The organism is Lacipirellula parvula (assembly GCF_009177095.1).
Taxonomy (GTDB): domain Bacteria; phylum Planctomycetota; class Planctomycetia; order Pirellulales; family Lacipirellulaceae; genus Lacipirellula; species Lacipirellula parvula.
Window position 1 is genome coordinate 54,389 of record NZ_AP021861.1, and the last position, 14,483, is coordinate 68,871.

Annotated in this window: 10 protein-coding genes and 1 tRNA gene; 6 read left to right on the forward strand and 5 right to left on the reverse strand. The window is 63.4% G+C overall.

All coding sequences use genetic code 11. The features are described from left to right. Window positions 1-102: 102 nt before the first annotated feature. Both PLANPX_RS00205 and PLANPX_RS27070 read right to left on the reverse strand, forming a co-directional pair. Window positions 103-1,119: a hypothetical protein gene (locus tag PLANPX_RS00205; protein ID WP_152096780.1), complete on the reverse strand. Its 1,017-nt coding sequence runs from the start codon at window positions 1,117-1,119 to the stop codon at window positions 103-105. Window positions 1,120-1,203: 84 nt separating this feature from the next. Then, window positions 1,204-1,344, reverse strand: a complete 141-nt coding sequence (locus PLANPX_RS27070; protein WP_172991756.1) for a hypothetical protein — start codon at window positions 1,342-1,344, stop codon at window positions 1,204-1,206. Between the two features lie 116 nt (window positions 1,345-1,460). Between PLANPX_RS27070 and larC the strand changes: the two genes are divergently transcribed. Beyond that, window positions 1,461-2,633 carry a nickel pincer cofactor biosynthesis protein LarC gene (gene larC / locus PLANPX_RS00210; protein WP_152096781.1) on the forward strand — a complete coding sequence of 391 codons (1,173 nt, stop codon included), beginning with the start codon at window positions 1,461-1,463 and terminating at the stop codon, window positions 2,631-2,633. A 48-nt stretch (window positions 2,634-2,681) separates the two neighbouring features. Further along, window positions 2,682-2,864 carry a hypothetical protein gene (locus PLANPX_RS00215; RefSeq protein WP_152096782.1) on the forward strand — a complete coding sequence of 61 codons (183 nt, stop codon included), beginning with the start codon at window positions 2,682-2,684 and terminating at the stop codon, window positions 2,862-2,864. 78 nt (window positions 2,865-2,942) lie between these two features. On the opposite strand, the gene PLANPX_RS00220 is transcribed toward PLANPX_RS00215, so the two are convergent. From PLANPX_RS00220 to PLANPX_RS00230, 3 genes are all read right to left on the reverse strand, one after another. Then, a complete protein-coding gene (locus PLANPX_RS00220; protein ID WP_152096783.1) occupies window positions 2,943-4,580 on the reverse strand; it encodes a hypothetical protein in 1,638 nt (545 codons plus the stop codon). Window positions 4,581-4,765: 185 nt separating this feature from the next. Beyond that, the gene (gene gyrA / locus PLANPX_RS00225) at window positions 4,766-7,459 is read right to left on the reverse strand and encodes a DNA gyrase subunit A (protein ID WP_232536450.1); all 2,694 of its coding nucleotides are present in this window, start codon (window positions 7,457-7,459) and stop codon (window positions 4,766-4,768) included. 392 nt (window positions 7,460-7,851) lie between these two features. After that, window positions 7,852-11,037: a LamG-like jellyroll fold domain-containing protein gene (locus tag PLANPX_RS00230; protein WP_152096785.1), complete on the reverse strand. Its 3,186-nt coding sequence runs from the start codon at window positions 11,035-11,037 to the stop codon at window positions 7,852-7,854. 687 nt (window positions 11,038-11,724) lie between these two features. Between PLANPX_RS00230 and PLANPX_RS00235 the strand changes: the two genes are divergently transcribed. From PLANPX_RS00235 to PLANPX_RS00250, 4 genes are all read left to right on the forward strand, one after another. Continuing rightward, complete coding sequence (locus PLANPX_RS00235; protein WP_152096786.1) at window positions 11,725-12,957, forward strand: hypothetical protein; 1,233 nt, start codon at window positions 11,725-11,727, stop codon at window positions 12,955-12,957. A 311-nt stretch (window positions 12,958-13,268) separates the two neighbouring features. Beyond that, the gene (locus PLANPX_RS00240; protein WP_152096787.1) at window positions 13,269-13,847 is read left to right on the forward strand and encodes a DUF6677 family protein; all 579 of its coding nucleotides are present in this window, start codon (window positions 13,269-13,271) and stop codon (window positions 13,845-13,847) included. 64 nt (window positions 13,848-13,911) lie between these two features. Beyond that, a complete protein-coding gene (locus PLANPX_RS00245; protein WP_172991757.1) occupies window positions 13,912-14,127 on the forward strand; it encodes a hypothetical protein in 216 nt (71 codons plus the stop codon). A gap of 102 nt (window positions 14,128-14,229) precedes the next feature. Further along, window positions 14,230-14,303 (forward strand) — tRNA-Arg (locus tag PLANPX_RS00250). The last annotated feature ends 180 nt before the right edge of the window (window positions 14,304-14,483 follow it).

Consider the following 14,483-nt stretch of genomic DNA (forward strand, 5'->3'; position numbering starts at 1 on the left):
GATGGGGAGGGTTAGGGAGGGGTGACTGCAGCTGGTACCAGCGATCTACCCCCTCCCCAGCCCTCCCCTCAAGGGGGAGGGAGCCGAAGGGTTTTTTATAAACTATGCCGCCCGTTCAAACCCCGGCAGCAGCTGCTGGCGGGCCGGGTGGCGGCGCTCATGATAGCGCTGCCGGTAGCCGTCTGCCAAGTGGCTCATCACCTCCAGGGCGAGCAGGTCGGCCCGGTTCATCACGTGCCGGGCGCTCCGATTGCCGAGCCCCTGCACCAGCTCTTCGAGGACTTGCAGGTGGAGCTGCAGTGCTCGCTGGGCTGAGACGTTCGCCTCGGCCAGCAGCGTCGCGAGGTCGGACATTTCGCGGGCGAGGTTGCCGGCGCCCATGATCACGTAGGCTCGCAGCAGTTCGCGATAGTGAGCGACGAGTTCCGGCGGCAGCGGGTGCGGCTCGCGCGGCGCCATTGCGAGGAGGTCGATCCCAATGCAGGGCGCGTCGTCGGCTAATAAGCCGTCGGCGTCGGCGATGAGCGATAACGTGACTGGCGGCGGCTGGCGGCCTGCACTTAGTTCTTCCAAGTCTGCGATTAGCGCCCGCTGTTGCTCAAGCAGGCGTTCTGCTTCTTGGCGCTCTTGCTGCAGGCGGTGGCGTTCGGCTTGGATTAGCCGGCGGTTCTCGCGACTGAGCGCGGCACGCTCGATCGCCCGCGAGAACTTCCAAAGCAGACCGCGAACGGTGGTCTCGGCGAGGCAGCAATAATCGTCGGCGCCCGCTTCGTAGCACAGGGCGTCGAGCGTTGCCGGCGGTTCGTGGCCGAGCAGCAGAATCGGGGCGTCGTGCCCGCCGGTGCGGAGGGCCGTGGCGAGTTCCAGGCCGTCGAACACTAGCGGCTCGTGGCCGATGAGGATCGCGTCGAACGCTTCGTGGCGGAGGCGAGCGAGGCCGGATGCTTCGCCGATCGCTTCCTCGACGGTGATTTGCGCGGCCCCATCGACGGCGAAGGCGTTGGCGAGCCACGTGGCGGCGCCGCGACTAGCGGCGATGAACAGGAGCTTCAGCCGGGCGGGGAGCGGCGCCGCGGCGACGCCGGCGTGATGCTCAGCAGCGGTGAAGGCAACGGCCATGGCGCGTCCTGTGTCGAGTGGGCGGTTTGTTGAGAGAGGCGACGGAGGGTAGTCGATTCGTCTTTTTTCCTCAACGGCGGCGGGCTACTGGCGGAGAATGATGGTTGTGGGAGGCGTCTCCGACGCCGAAGCCGCGGTCCATACTAACGCGGCATGGAGAATCAAATCGGCGTCGGAGACGCCTCCCACAGGATCGAGTTCAGGCTCCGGCGCGGGGCGTGGCATGATTTCCGGCCTCGCGTAGCTTTCCTACAATGACGGCCGGCCCTGCGACGATACTACAACGTGAACTTTGAACCGCTGGCGCCAGCATTGCTGGCAGGCGGATGGAATGACGAACGATGCGAATTGCTTACCTCGATTGCGCTAGCGGCATTAGCGGCGACATGACGCTCGGCGCCCTCGTCGACGCGGGCGTCGATCTGGCCGCGGTGCAGGCGGGGATTGATTCGCTCGGCCTGCCGAGTTGCCGGCTCGTCGTCCAAGAGACGAAGAAGTGTGGATTCCGCGCGACGCAGCTCACGGTGGAGCATGAGCCGGAGCACAAGCATCGCCATTTGCATCACATCGAAGCGATGATCGCCGGCAGCGTGTTGACTGCGCGGCAGCGGGAACTCGCGCTGCGGATCTTTGGCAAGCTCGCCGAGGCCGAGGCGAAGGTCCACGGCACGACGATTCAGAAGGTTCACTTCCACGAGGTGGGCGCCGTCGATTCGATTGCCGACATCGTCGGCAGCGCGATCGCGTGGGACCTGCTTGGCGTCGAGCGGATCGTTTGTTCGCCGGTGCCGACGGGGACGGGGTTTGTGCAGATCGCTCACGGGCGGTGTTCGATTCCGGCGCCAGCGACCGGCGAGCTGCTGCGCGGCATTCCGCTGGCCGACTTTGCTGCAGAGGGCGAGCTGACGACGCCGACGGGGGCGGCGATTGTGGCGGCGCTGGTCGGTGAGTTCGGCCCGTTGCCGGCGATGACCGTCGAAACGATTGGCTACGGCGCCGGGCAGAAAGATTTTACGCATCCAAATTTGCTGCGATTGCTGGTGGGCGAATCGTCTGCCAAGGCCACGCCCTCGATGAGCGACACGATTGTCTTGCTCGAAACCAACCTCGACGACGTTACCGGCGAGGCGATTGGGTTCGCGAGCGAACGGCTGCGGCAAGCTGGCGCCCTCGATGTGTCGACGACTCCGCTGGCGATGAAGAAGAGCCGGCCGGGCGTGCTGCTGGCTGTGCAGTGCCGGCCGGCGGATGCGGAGGCGCTCGCTGCAGTGATCTTCCGCGAGACGACGGCGCTCGGCGTGCGACGTTCGACGGTCGAACGCATCGTCTTGCCGCGGCGAACGACGACGGTGTCGACGGCTCATGGTGAAGTGGGTGGCATCGTCGCGACGCTGCCTGACGGGAGCGAACGGTTCTCGCCGGAGTACGACGCGTGTGCGAAGCTCGCGGCAGAGCGTTTGTTGCCGTTGGAACAAATTCAATCTGCCGCGCGAGCGGCGTTTACAACTGGCTGAGCGAACGCTCGCCGATTGGTTACACTCCGCATTCAACAAGGAAGTTCGATGGCCGGGATTCACGAGATCGTCCGCGAGACGCCGAAAGTCAAACGCCCTCCCCTGCAGCCGAGCGAACTGCTGCCGGAACTGCGGCGCCGCGTCGGCCGGTTCGAGGAATTCGCGTCGCTGAATCGGGAGCTGACGAATCTGGTGGAGGCTCGGCTGCAGGAACTGGCGGCGTCGGCGTAAGCGGGCGAGGCTATCAAGGTCCGCGATCGCTGAATCGACCCGAGGCGCCGGGCCCAAAGCACGCGGACTGGAAGCGGCTCACGGCTCTGTATCATCGGAAGTGGCTTCAACCGGCAGTTGAAACGGCGGCAACGGCAGGCGGATGGCGAGGTCGCAGTCGTCGTGTTCACGGCGTTCGACTTCATCTGATTCGACCCATGCGCCGTCTCTGATTTCCCCGGTGAAGTCGGAGCCGTTGTCGTTGTCCTTGTCTTCGAAGAGGCTGTAAAGGAGATACCCGTCACGTGTTCGCCGGTAGATAAGGCGTTCGTCGGAGTACGGGTCGCCGAGGAGCGTCGCGTCGTCGAGAGCGAGTTCGTCGAGCGACGTTGGATAGCCGTTGTGCTCGGCGCGGTAGACGGCGAGCTCAACAGCGACGCGCAGTAGCCGCAGTCGAGTCTCGTCGCGACTCTTGGCTTTGAATCCCGAGGCTACTGCGTCGAGAAGGTAGTATGCGAGCGCATCTCCAACTGCTCGCGACCGTTGATCGCGGTTGAGCGATTCCGTCACGAGGGGGACTGATTCCGCTAGTTCGGCGAATAGCTGCTTTTGAACTCTCACGCGGCGGCGAGACTGTGGCTCACGTGCGGCGCGTGCGACGCGGTCATGCCAGTCATTGACGATGAGAAGCACCTGCGATTCGTCGAAATCGATCGTTCGGAGTCTAGTCAAGGAGTCGGCGTCTTCGACATTTAGTCCGCCAAGTCGGCCACGGAATAGTCGCAGACAGATGTCCATCGCCACGCAACGTTCGCCGAAGTCAATAATCGGCGCGAGATCGGTCGACTGCTCCAAGGTCGAGAGGTCATTCCGTATCTGATGGAGCAACTTCGTAGAAACTTCAGGCGACTGAAGTATTGCAAGCGTTACTCGACCCGCACGTTCGCGTAGCGAAACGCAGACTAGTGAGTTGATCACCGTCCATCCCTGATTCGCTTGATTGCTCTGCTGCCACATGGCCCATGCGTCCTGCCAGGCTTCTGCGCACTGTTTCTTGGAAAGGCGCCAATTGGCGCGAAGTGCAAGAGCACAGGCGGCGCTGCGAAGTTGTTCAGCATCGGGCAGAGTAACGAGGGCCAGTTCGCTGGACTGATCTTGCAAGAGGTTCGGAGGGGGGCTGTAGAATCGAGGCCGTGCAGCGCTGGCGATGAGTTGATCGAGCCGCTGTTCATTTGCTTTCAACCATGAGGTCGCGGGCGGTACGCTTGAGGCGAGTAGCCTTCCATCTGTGACGGCGTTGATCACTTGCTGGGACAGTTCGGCAGCGCTCGCCGTATTGAGGGTAGGATCTTGCGATTGGAGCCACTCGACGAGCCTCTGCTCAAAAAGCTCTGTGCGCGGGCCGTCGAAGCGTGGCTGGCAAGTCTGCGGATCAATTCTTAAGGCACCGCAGATACGTTGAAAGTCGTCATCGCTAACCCCACTCGGCCCCATCGCTTGCCAAAAGATGATTGCTCCATTGTTATCCTCGGTCACGCCCTTCGCTTGGCGATCTATGATCGCTTGGGCGTAGTTTGGCAAGTCATCCTCAGCGAGCGGGTTGGTGATGAAAGTCGTCTCTCTGTCGAGTTTGATTGCCGGCTCCGCTGCGGCGATCAAACTAGAGCCCGCGCCAGTCGCGGTTAGGGCGACGAACAGCGTGGCGAGCCAAGTTCGACTAGAGTCGTGGTGACGCATAGCACTTTGCTTGACGAGAGCGGGAATCTCGAGATCCCTGCATTCTACGTGGCGATTTAGCGAGACGCTAATCGTCGGGCGGCATGCTCTCGCCCCTCAGGCGTGAGCATGCCGAGCCCTCGCAGGCGCTCCAACGCGGTTCTACATGTCGACGCTCCGCGACGACATGCCACCCGTTTGCGGGATTAAGCTTCCGCGGTTGGTTCGACAGCGGCCTCTTCGGCGCCGCCCTCTTCCTGCGGCACGCGAACCACAGCGGCGATGCTGTCGGTTTCGTCGAGCGACATGATGCGGACGCCCTGCGTGTTGCGGCCGATGATGTTGAGGTCGCTCACCTTGATCCGTTGGATCTTGCCGCGGGCGGTCATCATCAGCAGCTCTTCCGTGTCGTCGACGCGGACGATGCTCACCACCGGGCCGTTGCGGTCGGTGGTCTTGATGTCGCGGAGGCCTTTGCCGCCACGGTTTTGCGTGCGGTAGCGGAAGCTCGACGACGACTCGTCTTCAGCGGCGGCTGGTTCCGCGGCTGCGGGGGTCGGCGTGGCGCCATCGGCGTCGTCGGCCAGCGGGGCGACTTCGCCGGGGGCGGCGTTGGGGCCGAACGGGGTCCGCTTGCCGTAGCCGTTGAGGCAGGCGGTGAGCAGCGTTGCGTCGGGGTCGGCGACGACCATGCCGACGAGCGAGTCGTTCTTGCCGAGGCTGATCCCCTTCACGCCGCTCGAGTTGCGGCCCATCGGGCGGGCGTCGGCTTCGCTGAAGCGGATCGCCATGCCGAGCGAGGTGGCGAGGATGATCTCGTCGCCCGGCTTGGTGACGACGACGTCGATCAGCTCGTCGCCTTCCTTCAGTTTGATTGCGATGATGCCGGTCTTCAGCGGTCGGCCGTAGGCCTTTAGCGCGGTCTTCTTCACGAGGCCCTTGCGGGTAGCCATCATTAGGCAGTGATCGGGGAGGTCGAAGTCCCGAATCGCTTGGCAGTTGGCGATTTGCTCGCCCTCGGCGAGGTTGAGCAGGTTCACCACCGCGCGGCCTTTGCTTTCGCGCGAGAGGGCCGGCAGATTGTAGACCTTCTGCCAGTAGCACTTGCCGAGGTTTGTGAAGAACAGCAGGTAATCGTGCGTGCTGGTGACGAACAGGTGCTCGACCGGATCGTCGTCGTCGGCCTTGGCGCCTTTGATCCCCTTGCCGCCGCGGCGTTGCGCGCGGTAGGTGCTGGCCGGAGTCCGCTTGATGTAACCCTGATGGCTGATCGAGACGACCATCGTCTCTTCCTCGATCAGATCTTCGAGGTCGACTTCGCCGACTTCTTCGCCGCTGATTTCGGTGCGACGGGCGTCGCCGCGCTTCATCAGCATTTCGCAGTCATCGCGAATGATGCCGTTGATGCGGGCCGGGCTGGCGAGGATGCCGCTGAGGTCGATGATTTCAGCCAGCAACTCGGCATGCTCGTCGGCGAGCTTCTCTTGCTCGAGATTCACCAACTGGCCGAGCGTCATCCGTAGGATCGCGTCGGCCTGCACCGGCGTGAGCGAGTACTCCTCCGCGACGCCCCGCTCGGCTTGGAACTGCGCGTAGCCCTCGTCGCCAAGCGCTCGCTTGAGCATGGCGCCGGGGGTCTTGATCTCCATCAAGCGGATCTTGGCCTCGGGCTGCGTTTTCGACGAGCGGATCACGCGGATCACTTCGTCGATGTTCGCATGGGCGAGCAGCAAACCCTGCACCGTGTGCTTGCGTTTGCGCGCGCGGGCGAGCAGGAACTGCGTCCGCCTGCGGATGACCGTCACGCGATGGCGGATGAACTCCTCGAGCATCTCCTTGAGCGTGAGGACGCGCGGCTTGCCGTCGACGAGCGCGAGCAAGATGATCGAGATCGTGTCTTGAAGCGGCGAGAACTTGTAGAGCTGGTTCAGCACCACGTCGGGATCGGCGTCGCGCTTGAGCTCGATGATGATGCGGACCGGTTCCTTGAGATCGCTCTCGTCGCGAACGTCCGAGATGCCGGGGATTTTCCCTTCGCCGGCGAGGGCGGCGATCTTGAGGATCACCGCGTCGCGCGATTGCTGGTAGGGAATCTCGTGAATGAGGATGCGGGCCTTCTTGCCGCTGTCGTCGATCGTGGTGCGGGCGCGGACGAGGACGGTGCTGCGGCCGGTCATGTAGCCGCGACGGATGCCGGTGCGGCCGCAGATGATGCCGCCGGTGGGGAAGTCGGGGCCCTGCACGTGTTCCATCAGCTCGGCGATGCTGACGGCCGGGTTGTCGAGCAGCGCGATCAGAGCGCTGCAGACTTCGACGAGGTTGTGCGGCGGGATGCTCGTGGCCATGCCGACGGCGATGCCGCCCGAGCCGTTGACGAGCAGGTTCGGGAACTTCGACGGCAGAACGGTTGGTTCAAGATGGCGTTCGTCGTAGCTGGGGACGAAGTCGACGGTGTCGAGCTTCAGGTCGTCGAGCATCAACGACGCGAAGGGGGACATCCGCGCTTCCGTATACCGCATGGCGGCCGGAGGGAGGCCAGCGATGCTGCCGAAGTTACCCTGCTTGTCGACCAGCACGTGGCGCATGTTCCATTCCTGGGCCATGCGGACGAGCGTGGGGTAGATGACCGATTCGCCGTGCGGGTGGTAGTTACCGCTGGTGTCGCCGGAGATCTTCGCGCATTTCACGCGAGCGGCGCCGGGGCTGAGATTCAGGTCGTTCATGGCGACCAGAATGCGGCGCTGCGAAGGCTTCAGACCGTCGCGCACGTCGGGGAGCGCGCGGCTGACGATGACGCTCATCGCGTAGGTGAGGTAGCTGTCCTTCAGCTCGTCCTCGATCGGCAGATCGATCAGGCGAGCGGCGATGTTTTGCTCTTGGTCGTTGAAGCCGTTCGGCACGCCGGGGAACTTCGGAGCGTCAGGTCCATCGAAATTATCGGTCGACACGCGGGGATCCTTCTGCGGTGATTCGGGCGGCCTGTTCCGCCCGGGGCGGGCAGGCTGCGAGGACCCGGCATTTTAGCAAATTCTGGGGTGGATTTATAGCTCCTTGGGCGAGGCGTGGAGGGGGGCTGAGAGACGAAGTTGAAGCCTGTTTTAGCCCTGCTTATTCGCAGCTATTCGCTGAAGGATCCAATCAAACGAAACCCTCTGGTCCCCTCCCCTTGAGGGGGAGGGTTAGGGAGGGGTGACGGCGGCGGGTACCAGCGTTCCACCCCCCTCCCCAGCCCTCCCCTCCGGGGGGAGGGAGCCACAAAATTCAGAAGGAGGCAATAAACTACTCGCTTGTGTTAGCGTCTTAGACGAGGCGATCCATTCGTGGAATGGAAGCCGCCCCCCGGGCGGAGCCCGGGGCTGAGGGCGAGGCAGGCGGCGAGCAAGAGGCAGGCCGTGGCGGGCTCGGGGACGGCGGCGATGGCGGGCGTGGCGTTGCCGAATTGCTGCTTCCAAACGTTGAGGTCGAGCTCGTTCACCGCGCCGTCGCTGTTGGCGTCGCCTTGGGCGCGAGTGGCTCCGGCGGCGATGCCTGTTCCGCGTTGCCAGGCTAGGAAGTCGGCGCCATCGACGACGCCGTTCGAGTTGAAGTCGGCGTTTGAGATGACGCCGACGTACGACTCCAGCACGGGGAGCGTGGACCCGTCCGCGCGAACGATCGTCATCTTCAGGTCTTCCAGAGCACTCGGCGTCCAGGCGCCGACGCCCAGCGAGACCGATTGGCCCACGGCGAGCGTCGCGCCGTTGCCGGCGTCGATGAGGTTTGCCTCGCTCAGGTCGCTGTGGCTGGCTGGGGCCGAGAGCTTCAGCCAGGAGTCGTCGGGGTCGACTTGGTTGGGGCCGGCGAGGTCGGCGTCGTAGTGGTCGGCGATCGAGGTCCAGGCCGCTTGGTTGAGTTTGTTGCCGGGCGACTGGATGCTGTAGCCGAGCATCGTTAGCGGGCCGTTGGTCGTGTTGACCAGCGTGAGCGCGCCGGTCGCGCGATCGACGTTGAGCGTAGGGACCGGATTGCCCGTGAGCCCGAGGACGGTTTCGAGATCGATGGCGTTGTCGTAGATGCGAAGGTCGTCGAGGTCGCCGTCGAGATGCCGAGTGGGCGTGCCGCGGGAGTTGAGCGCGCCGATCATCATCGAGTATTGGTACGAGCTATAGACGGCTCCGGGAGAGACCGCCTGGGCGCTGCTGACCGGAACTCCGTCGAAGTAGACGGCGTTGTTCGTCACGATGGAGTTGCTCCAAGTCGCCGCGATGTGGTGCCACTCGCCGTCGTTCCAGCCGGTGAGCGGATTCTCGGTGTTGGGGCCAGCGACGGCGCCCCCTTGGGCTCGGACATAGACGCGGAAGTCGTCGACGGAACTCTCGCCGAAATCGACGGAGAAGGCGGTGTTCGTGCCGCTGTTGACCTCGCCCATGATGGCTTGCTGCTGGGTCTCGCTGGACGAGCGGACCCAGAAGGCGATCGATCCGGAGGCCATCGCGACCGTGCTTCGGGGCATGGCCAAGGTGGTGGCGTTGAGGTAGTTGGTGGCGCCGTCGAACCGAACGGCTTGGCCGATGGCGCCGTCGGCAATGTTGATCGGCAACGTGGAACTGCTCGATTGCCCGGTCGCTTGCAGGGCTCCTGGCACAAGGTTGGCGTAGATTTGGCCGTTGCGCGTCGAGGCGTCGAAGGAGAAGTGCGAGACGAGTTTCGCGTTGGCTCGCGTGGCGACGAACGTAGCCGCTAAGCCGCAAGCGATTGAGAGGAGAGCGAATGGGGAATGAGGAATGGGGAATGGGGAGCGAGTGGAAGGTTGGTTGGGTTGGGGCGCGGTATTTTCCCCATTCCCCATTCCGCCTTCCCCATTCCTTCTGCGTTGAGCGGCGAGTAACGCGAAGGCAGGAAGCACGATCAGCAGCGAACTCGGTTCAGGAACACCCCGCAGCATCGCCTGCAGATTGATCGCGGCGTTGCCCGCGGCGAGCCATGCTTTGTGGAACAGGTAGACATCCGAGAGGTTGGTGGCGCCGTCGAAATTCATGTCGCCGCTGAGGTACTTGCCGTGCGTGTCGAGGATCGACGTGTCGTGGAGCCAGCCGCTGACGAAGAACTGCACGTCGGTCATGTCGACGAGGCCGTTTTGATTGAGATCGCCGTCGAGGCCGTTGAGCGACGAGGCGGAGGTCACCGATAGCTGGATGTAGCTGCCAATCGCGTCGCTTCCCGTGCCGAGGATGGCGAAGTGGAACCAGTCGGCGGTGAGCAGCGACGGCGGCGGCGGGTTGTAGTCGAGGAAGTCCTCGCCCGTGGGGACCTGATTGATGGCGCCGGCGGCGACGAGGTAGGTCGACATGCCGAAGTCGGGATCTTCGATCGATTGACCGACTTTGAGCAGCCGCAAGGTGCTGCTACTGGTTGTTCCGCCGGCGGGGTCGAGGTCGACGATTTGGCCGTCGAGGTAGAACGCCACGCCGTTCGTGCCGGCGCGATATTCGAGATCGATCGTTTGCGTCGTGGGAAGGAACTTTCCGAGCGTCTTGGAAAACTGCTGGGCGGGACGTTCGTAGGTGAGCCCGTAAAAGACGTTGGGATCGTACCCTTTGACGACGCCGAAGTTTCCTTGCGGATCGGTAACGGATTGCAACTGGTCGTGGGCGTAGATCTTGAACGTGCCGGGGCCGAGGTCGTTGAGGTCGGGAACCTGCGTCTCGTCGAGCCAGCCGAGATCCTCGAGCTTCTCGCGAATACGGAATTGACCCGTGCCGGAGCCCATCGTGTCGATCGGGTTGCCGTACTCGTAGGTGGGGGCGCCGAAGGGGACGGCGACGTACGGCGAGACGCCGGGGACGTACGCCTTGTAGCTCGCAGAGCCCTTGTCCCAATAGTACGGATGGTAGTTGGCGTCGCTGAGCTGGCGGATCGCCTTGGCGTGGTCGGCGCCGGTTTGGTGGCCGATTTCGTGGTTGATCACGCGCTGGGTCGTCGATTGCAGATAGATGCGATTACTGGTCGAGAGGCCAGCCCAACCCTGGTCGGGGTCGGACGTCGTGTCGACGACGTCGTAAGCGAACATGTAGTAGTTCGAAAGGTTCAGCCCGTACGTCCCGGTGGCGATGTTATTGGCGAGGGTGTACCAGTTGCTCGGCCGCGTGCCGTCGGCATTTAGGGGGATGGGGGCGTCGACGATGATCGGATCGTAGTAGATGTCGAATTCGCCGCCGGAGTTTTCCGCGAAGAACTCCCGGGTGCTGAGTTCCTTCGTGCGAATCGAGGTGACGCGGGTGGTCCATTCGGCGGGGGTGAAGAGGTCGTTGTCGTCGTGCACGACGTAGTAGAGCGCCCGCTTCTTGCCGAAAGCCCGTGGGGTGCGGGCGTTCTCGGCGATCGAGGGGTTGGGATAGACGTCGGCGCTCGCGAAGGGTGCTAGCGTCGTGAAGCTGGCGAAGGAGATGATCCATGCGCCGACGATGGCGCCGGCTTGCCGTGCGGAGAGCCTGTTCATGCTTGTCGCTTTCTCTGATCCGGTTGACGAGTGACGTAGAGCTTCCGACCCAACTGCCCTGCGGTCGCGTATGTAGTAGCAGTGGCGGCGCCCCGGTGCGACTCGCCGCAACGATTACATCTCCTTCAAATTAGCGAGCTGAGAGGAGGGAATTCGGGAAGAGGCGCAAAATCGACGCCGCTCGTCCTGGTCGACGCCCTCCATGGCGTCTCTCGTCATTTGTTTCCGGTTTTTTTCGGGCTAGACCGAGCGCGAGCGAGGCCGCGGCAATGCGCAGAATCGACCGTAGCGGCCGATTTTTTTCTTGCGTTGCCCGCGCAACGGCGGTTAAGGTGGCATTGGCGGTGAGAGAAATCGGTATTGCTCGCTTCGCGGCATTCCTGATAATCACCGCCGCAGCTACGGTTCGCCGTTGGTCTCTTGGGTGATTGCGCAAGAGGCTGCGGGCGGCGACGACTTCCGTGTTTCGACGGGTCTGCGCGGGCGATGGTCGCCCTGCTGCGGCTCGTTGAAGCCGACCGGCTAACCTCGCGTTTGCGTTGGCCGTGGATCGCGGAAGTGACTACTGGTTTACGTGGGCTCGCCTAGCGAGTCCGAGAGTTAGCTGTATCGTCGGCAGCATCGCCGCGCATGACGCCTGGCCGCTGTCGCGCCTCCGAATTCATGGAAGAAGGAAAGGGCGCCCCTATGAGCAAGGGTATGGCCGTACTGTCGTTACTCGCGATCGTCGCCTGCAGCGCGCTGGCTGGTCCAGCTGACGCCGAGCTGATCGTCAAGCAAAACGGCCACTTCTCCGAGCTGGTGGAACAGCTTTCCGGCAAAGAATACGTCCTCGGCTCGCCGGCGCGGGACGATCGCCCCTACGTCGATCCGACCCCGGTTCTGCACGCCTTCCGCCACATGGCGGCCAGCCTCGCCTGGGGCGACGTGAAAGTCGCGGCCCGCAAGGCTGCGGAGCTTGGCTATGAGGTGATCGAGTTCACCGACGTCGACACGCAGCACGAGTACTACGTGCTGCGTGAGAATCTCAAGGCTGTGAAGACGCTCCGTGGTTGGGGCTCGTACATCGTCAATCCGCAGAGCAAGGTCGACGCGATCGTTGAAGTGCCGCATCCGTACGCTGACATGCACACGCCGGAAGTCGGCGGGCAGATTTTTGAGGAGTGCGAAGCCCGCGGCCTGCTGCTGGCCGGGGCGCATCGCGACAAGGCCGACGTGCCGGATCTGGTCGACAGCATTTTCCACCAAGTGCATGCCGCGTGGATCGGCCCGCTCGCCCAAGTAACGGCTTGGCAGATTCACGGGTTCGCGGGACAGAAGCACAAGTTCCCCGCGGGAACGCAAGTCGTCGCCTCGACGGGCGACGGCGCCATTGTGCCGGAGATTGCGGCGCTTGATTCGGCGTTCGACGAACAAGGGATGTCGAGCTACGTCTTCACCGAACTCGACGCCGACAACGACGACAACAAGCAAGTGAACGGCGACACGCCGGGCATTGCATTCCGCTCGCTAGCTGCCGCCAAGAATGAACAAGGCCGCCTGTCGCGGAGCTTGGGCGGGGCGTTCGTGCACATCGAGCTCGAAGGCACCGTCCGCACCAATAAAGAGAGTCGGCATCAGGCGAGCACTGCGATCGCGCTGGCGATGGCGGCGGCTCCGCGCGGCGAAGAGGCCGATGGCCGGCGTCAGCTCGCCTCGCTCGAAGTGGAAGCGTCGCCGATCTCGCTGGCGGTGAACCATGAGCTCGCGACGCCGGCCGTGGAAGTGGGCGCCAAGATCGTCAATAAGGCTCCGCCGGCGGCCGCTCCGCCAGTCGTCGTCGCCGCGGCGACGGTCGAGGTGAAGCCTGAAGTGCGCGTGGCGGCGAAGCATGCTGCTGCGGTGGCGAAACCGCGGACGGCGGCCATCTCGGCTCCGTAGGGCCGGCGATCTCGGCTACGCCGAGTCCTTGTAGCCCCGGGCTCCGCCCGGGGGTAGCACGGCGCGCAACGATGCGTATCGGAATGGATACCGACCCCCGGGCGGAGCCCGGGGCTAGAATTGCGTGCCGTGGGAAGATTCGGTCTGGTGCGGCGAATGCCAAGAATGGCCGCACTGCGGGGGCGATGGCCTGGGGCTGAGTTCCGTTTCCCCGTAGAATGGCGGCATGCTGGTTATTACCGATGGCCGGCGCCCCGCGCTGCGGTCTCGTCCGGCGCATTCCTTCCCGACCATCTGACCATCGAGATTCCATGGCGAAAGCCGTTCTTCCCGCCGGGTACGACGTTCCTGAGAGCGCTCAGCCAATTGCGATCGAGCTCAAGGAACCATGGATCGCTGCGCTGCTGGCGTGGCTCGTGCCTGGCCTCGGGCACGTTTATCAGGGGCGAACGGGTAAGGGAGCGTTGTTCTTCGTGTGCGTGTTCGGCACGTTCGTCTTTGGGCTGTTCTTGAGCCAAGGCAAGGCGGTGTACGCCTCAATGCCGGGGCAACAACCATGGCGGTGGCAATACTACTGCCAGCTGGGCGTCGGCTTGCCGGCGATGCCCGCGCTTGTGCAGCGTCGCTTGCGAAGCCAAGGCCAGCCGGCGCTGTTTGACGGGTTCATGGCGCCGCCGTTCGACACGCCGCAATCGTTGGTCGACGCTTCGGGCAACAAGTCGCAGCAGCCGAATCAACTGGCTGAGTGGACTGTCGCGATGCATCCGATGTTTGAAGTTGGCACGATTTACACCGTGATCGCCGGCCTGCTGAATATTTTGGTGATTTGCGACGCGTACGCCGGACCGTTGGTGCTGTTGCCGAAACGCAAGAGCGATGAGAGTACGTGAAGTTTCGCGAGCGGCGGAAAGCGCCGCCGTACGGCTCGTTCAATTCATTTAAGACGCAACCGCGATGCTTGAAATTAATTCCATGCTGATTCTCGGAGCCTCTGTGGCGACGATCTGGTATTCGTTGCCGCTGATCGTGAGCGTCAGCTTGGTCTGCGCGGCGACGCGACACGAACTAATGAAGCCGATTCTGCAGCATGCCGTCCGCTTCGCCGCGTGGGTGGTCGGCTTTATGGCGGTGTTCGTGGGGCTGCTGGCGCTGCTCGGCAGGCTGCAGTAAACGATGCAGCAATCGCGCGGGAACCGGCCCGCAGCGGCGAATTGGCCGCGACTTTCGGCTGCGTAGTTTCCGGTGTATGCTTGAAGGCGTTGAACGCAACATGCGTCCGTAGCTCAATCGGATAGAGCACTGGTCTTCGGAACCAGGGGTTGGGGGTTCGAATCCCTCCGGGCGTACTGTTTCCAAGGCACGTCGAGACAACGACTTATCTACCTGCCGTGGTCGGCAGTACGGCGTTTTCCCAGAAGCGCAAGACGGTACATACCGTTTTGCGATCACAGGGGAGAACTGAGCCGCCATGCCACGTCTGACCAGCGCTCTTCCGAAGTACCGCGCGCATCGCTTGCGCGCCGCTC

What these genes read in the sequence shown, in the direction of transcription:
- PLANPX_RS00245 (WP_172991757.1), top strand. Translation starts at nt 13,912, where the DNA reads ATGCTTGAAATTAATTCCATGCTGATTCTCGGAGCCTCTGTGGCGACG.
- PLANPX_RS00220 (WP_152096783.1), bottom strand. Translation starts at nt 4,580, where the DNA reads ATGCGTCACCACGACTCTAGTCGAACTTGGCTCGCCACGCTGTTCGTC.
- PLANPX_RS00240 (WP_152096787.1), top strand. Translation starts at nt 13,269, where the DNA reads ATGGCGAAAGCCGTTCTTCCCGCCGGGTACGACGTTCCTGAGAGCGCT.
- PLANPX_RS00215 (WP_152096782.1), top strand. Translation starts at nt 2,682, where the DNA reads ATGGCCGGGATTCACGAGATCGTCCGCGAGACGCCGAAAGTCAAACGC.
- PLANPX_RS27070 (WP_172991756.1), bottom strand. Translation starts at nt 1,344, where the DNA reads ATGCCACGCCCCGCGCCGGAGCCTGAACTCGATCCTGTGGGAGGCGTC.
- PLANPX_RS00235 (WP_152096786.1), top strand. Translation starts at nt 11,725, where the DNA reads ATGAGCAAGGGTATGGCCGTACTGTCGTTACTCGCGATCGTCGCCTGC.
- PLANPX_RS00205 (WP_152096780.1), bottom strand. Translation starts at nt 1,119, where the DNA reads ATGGCCGTTGCCTTCACCGCTGCTGAGCATCACGCCGGCGTCGCCGCG.
- PLANPX_RS00230 (WP_152096785.1), bottom strand. Translation starts at nt 11,037, where the DNA reads ATGAACAGGCTCTCCGCACGGCAAGCCGGCGCCATCGTCGGCGCATGG.
- larC (WP_152096781.1), top strand. Translation starts at nt 1,461, where the DNA reads ATGCGAATTGCTTACCTCGATTGCGCTAGCGGCATTAGCGGCGACATG.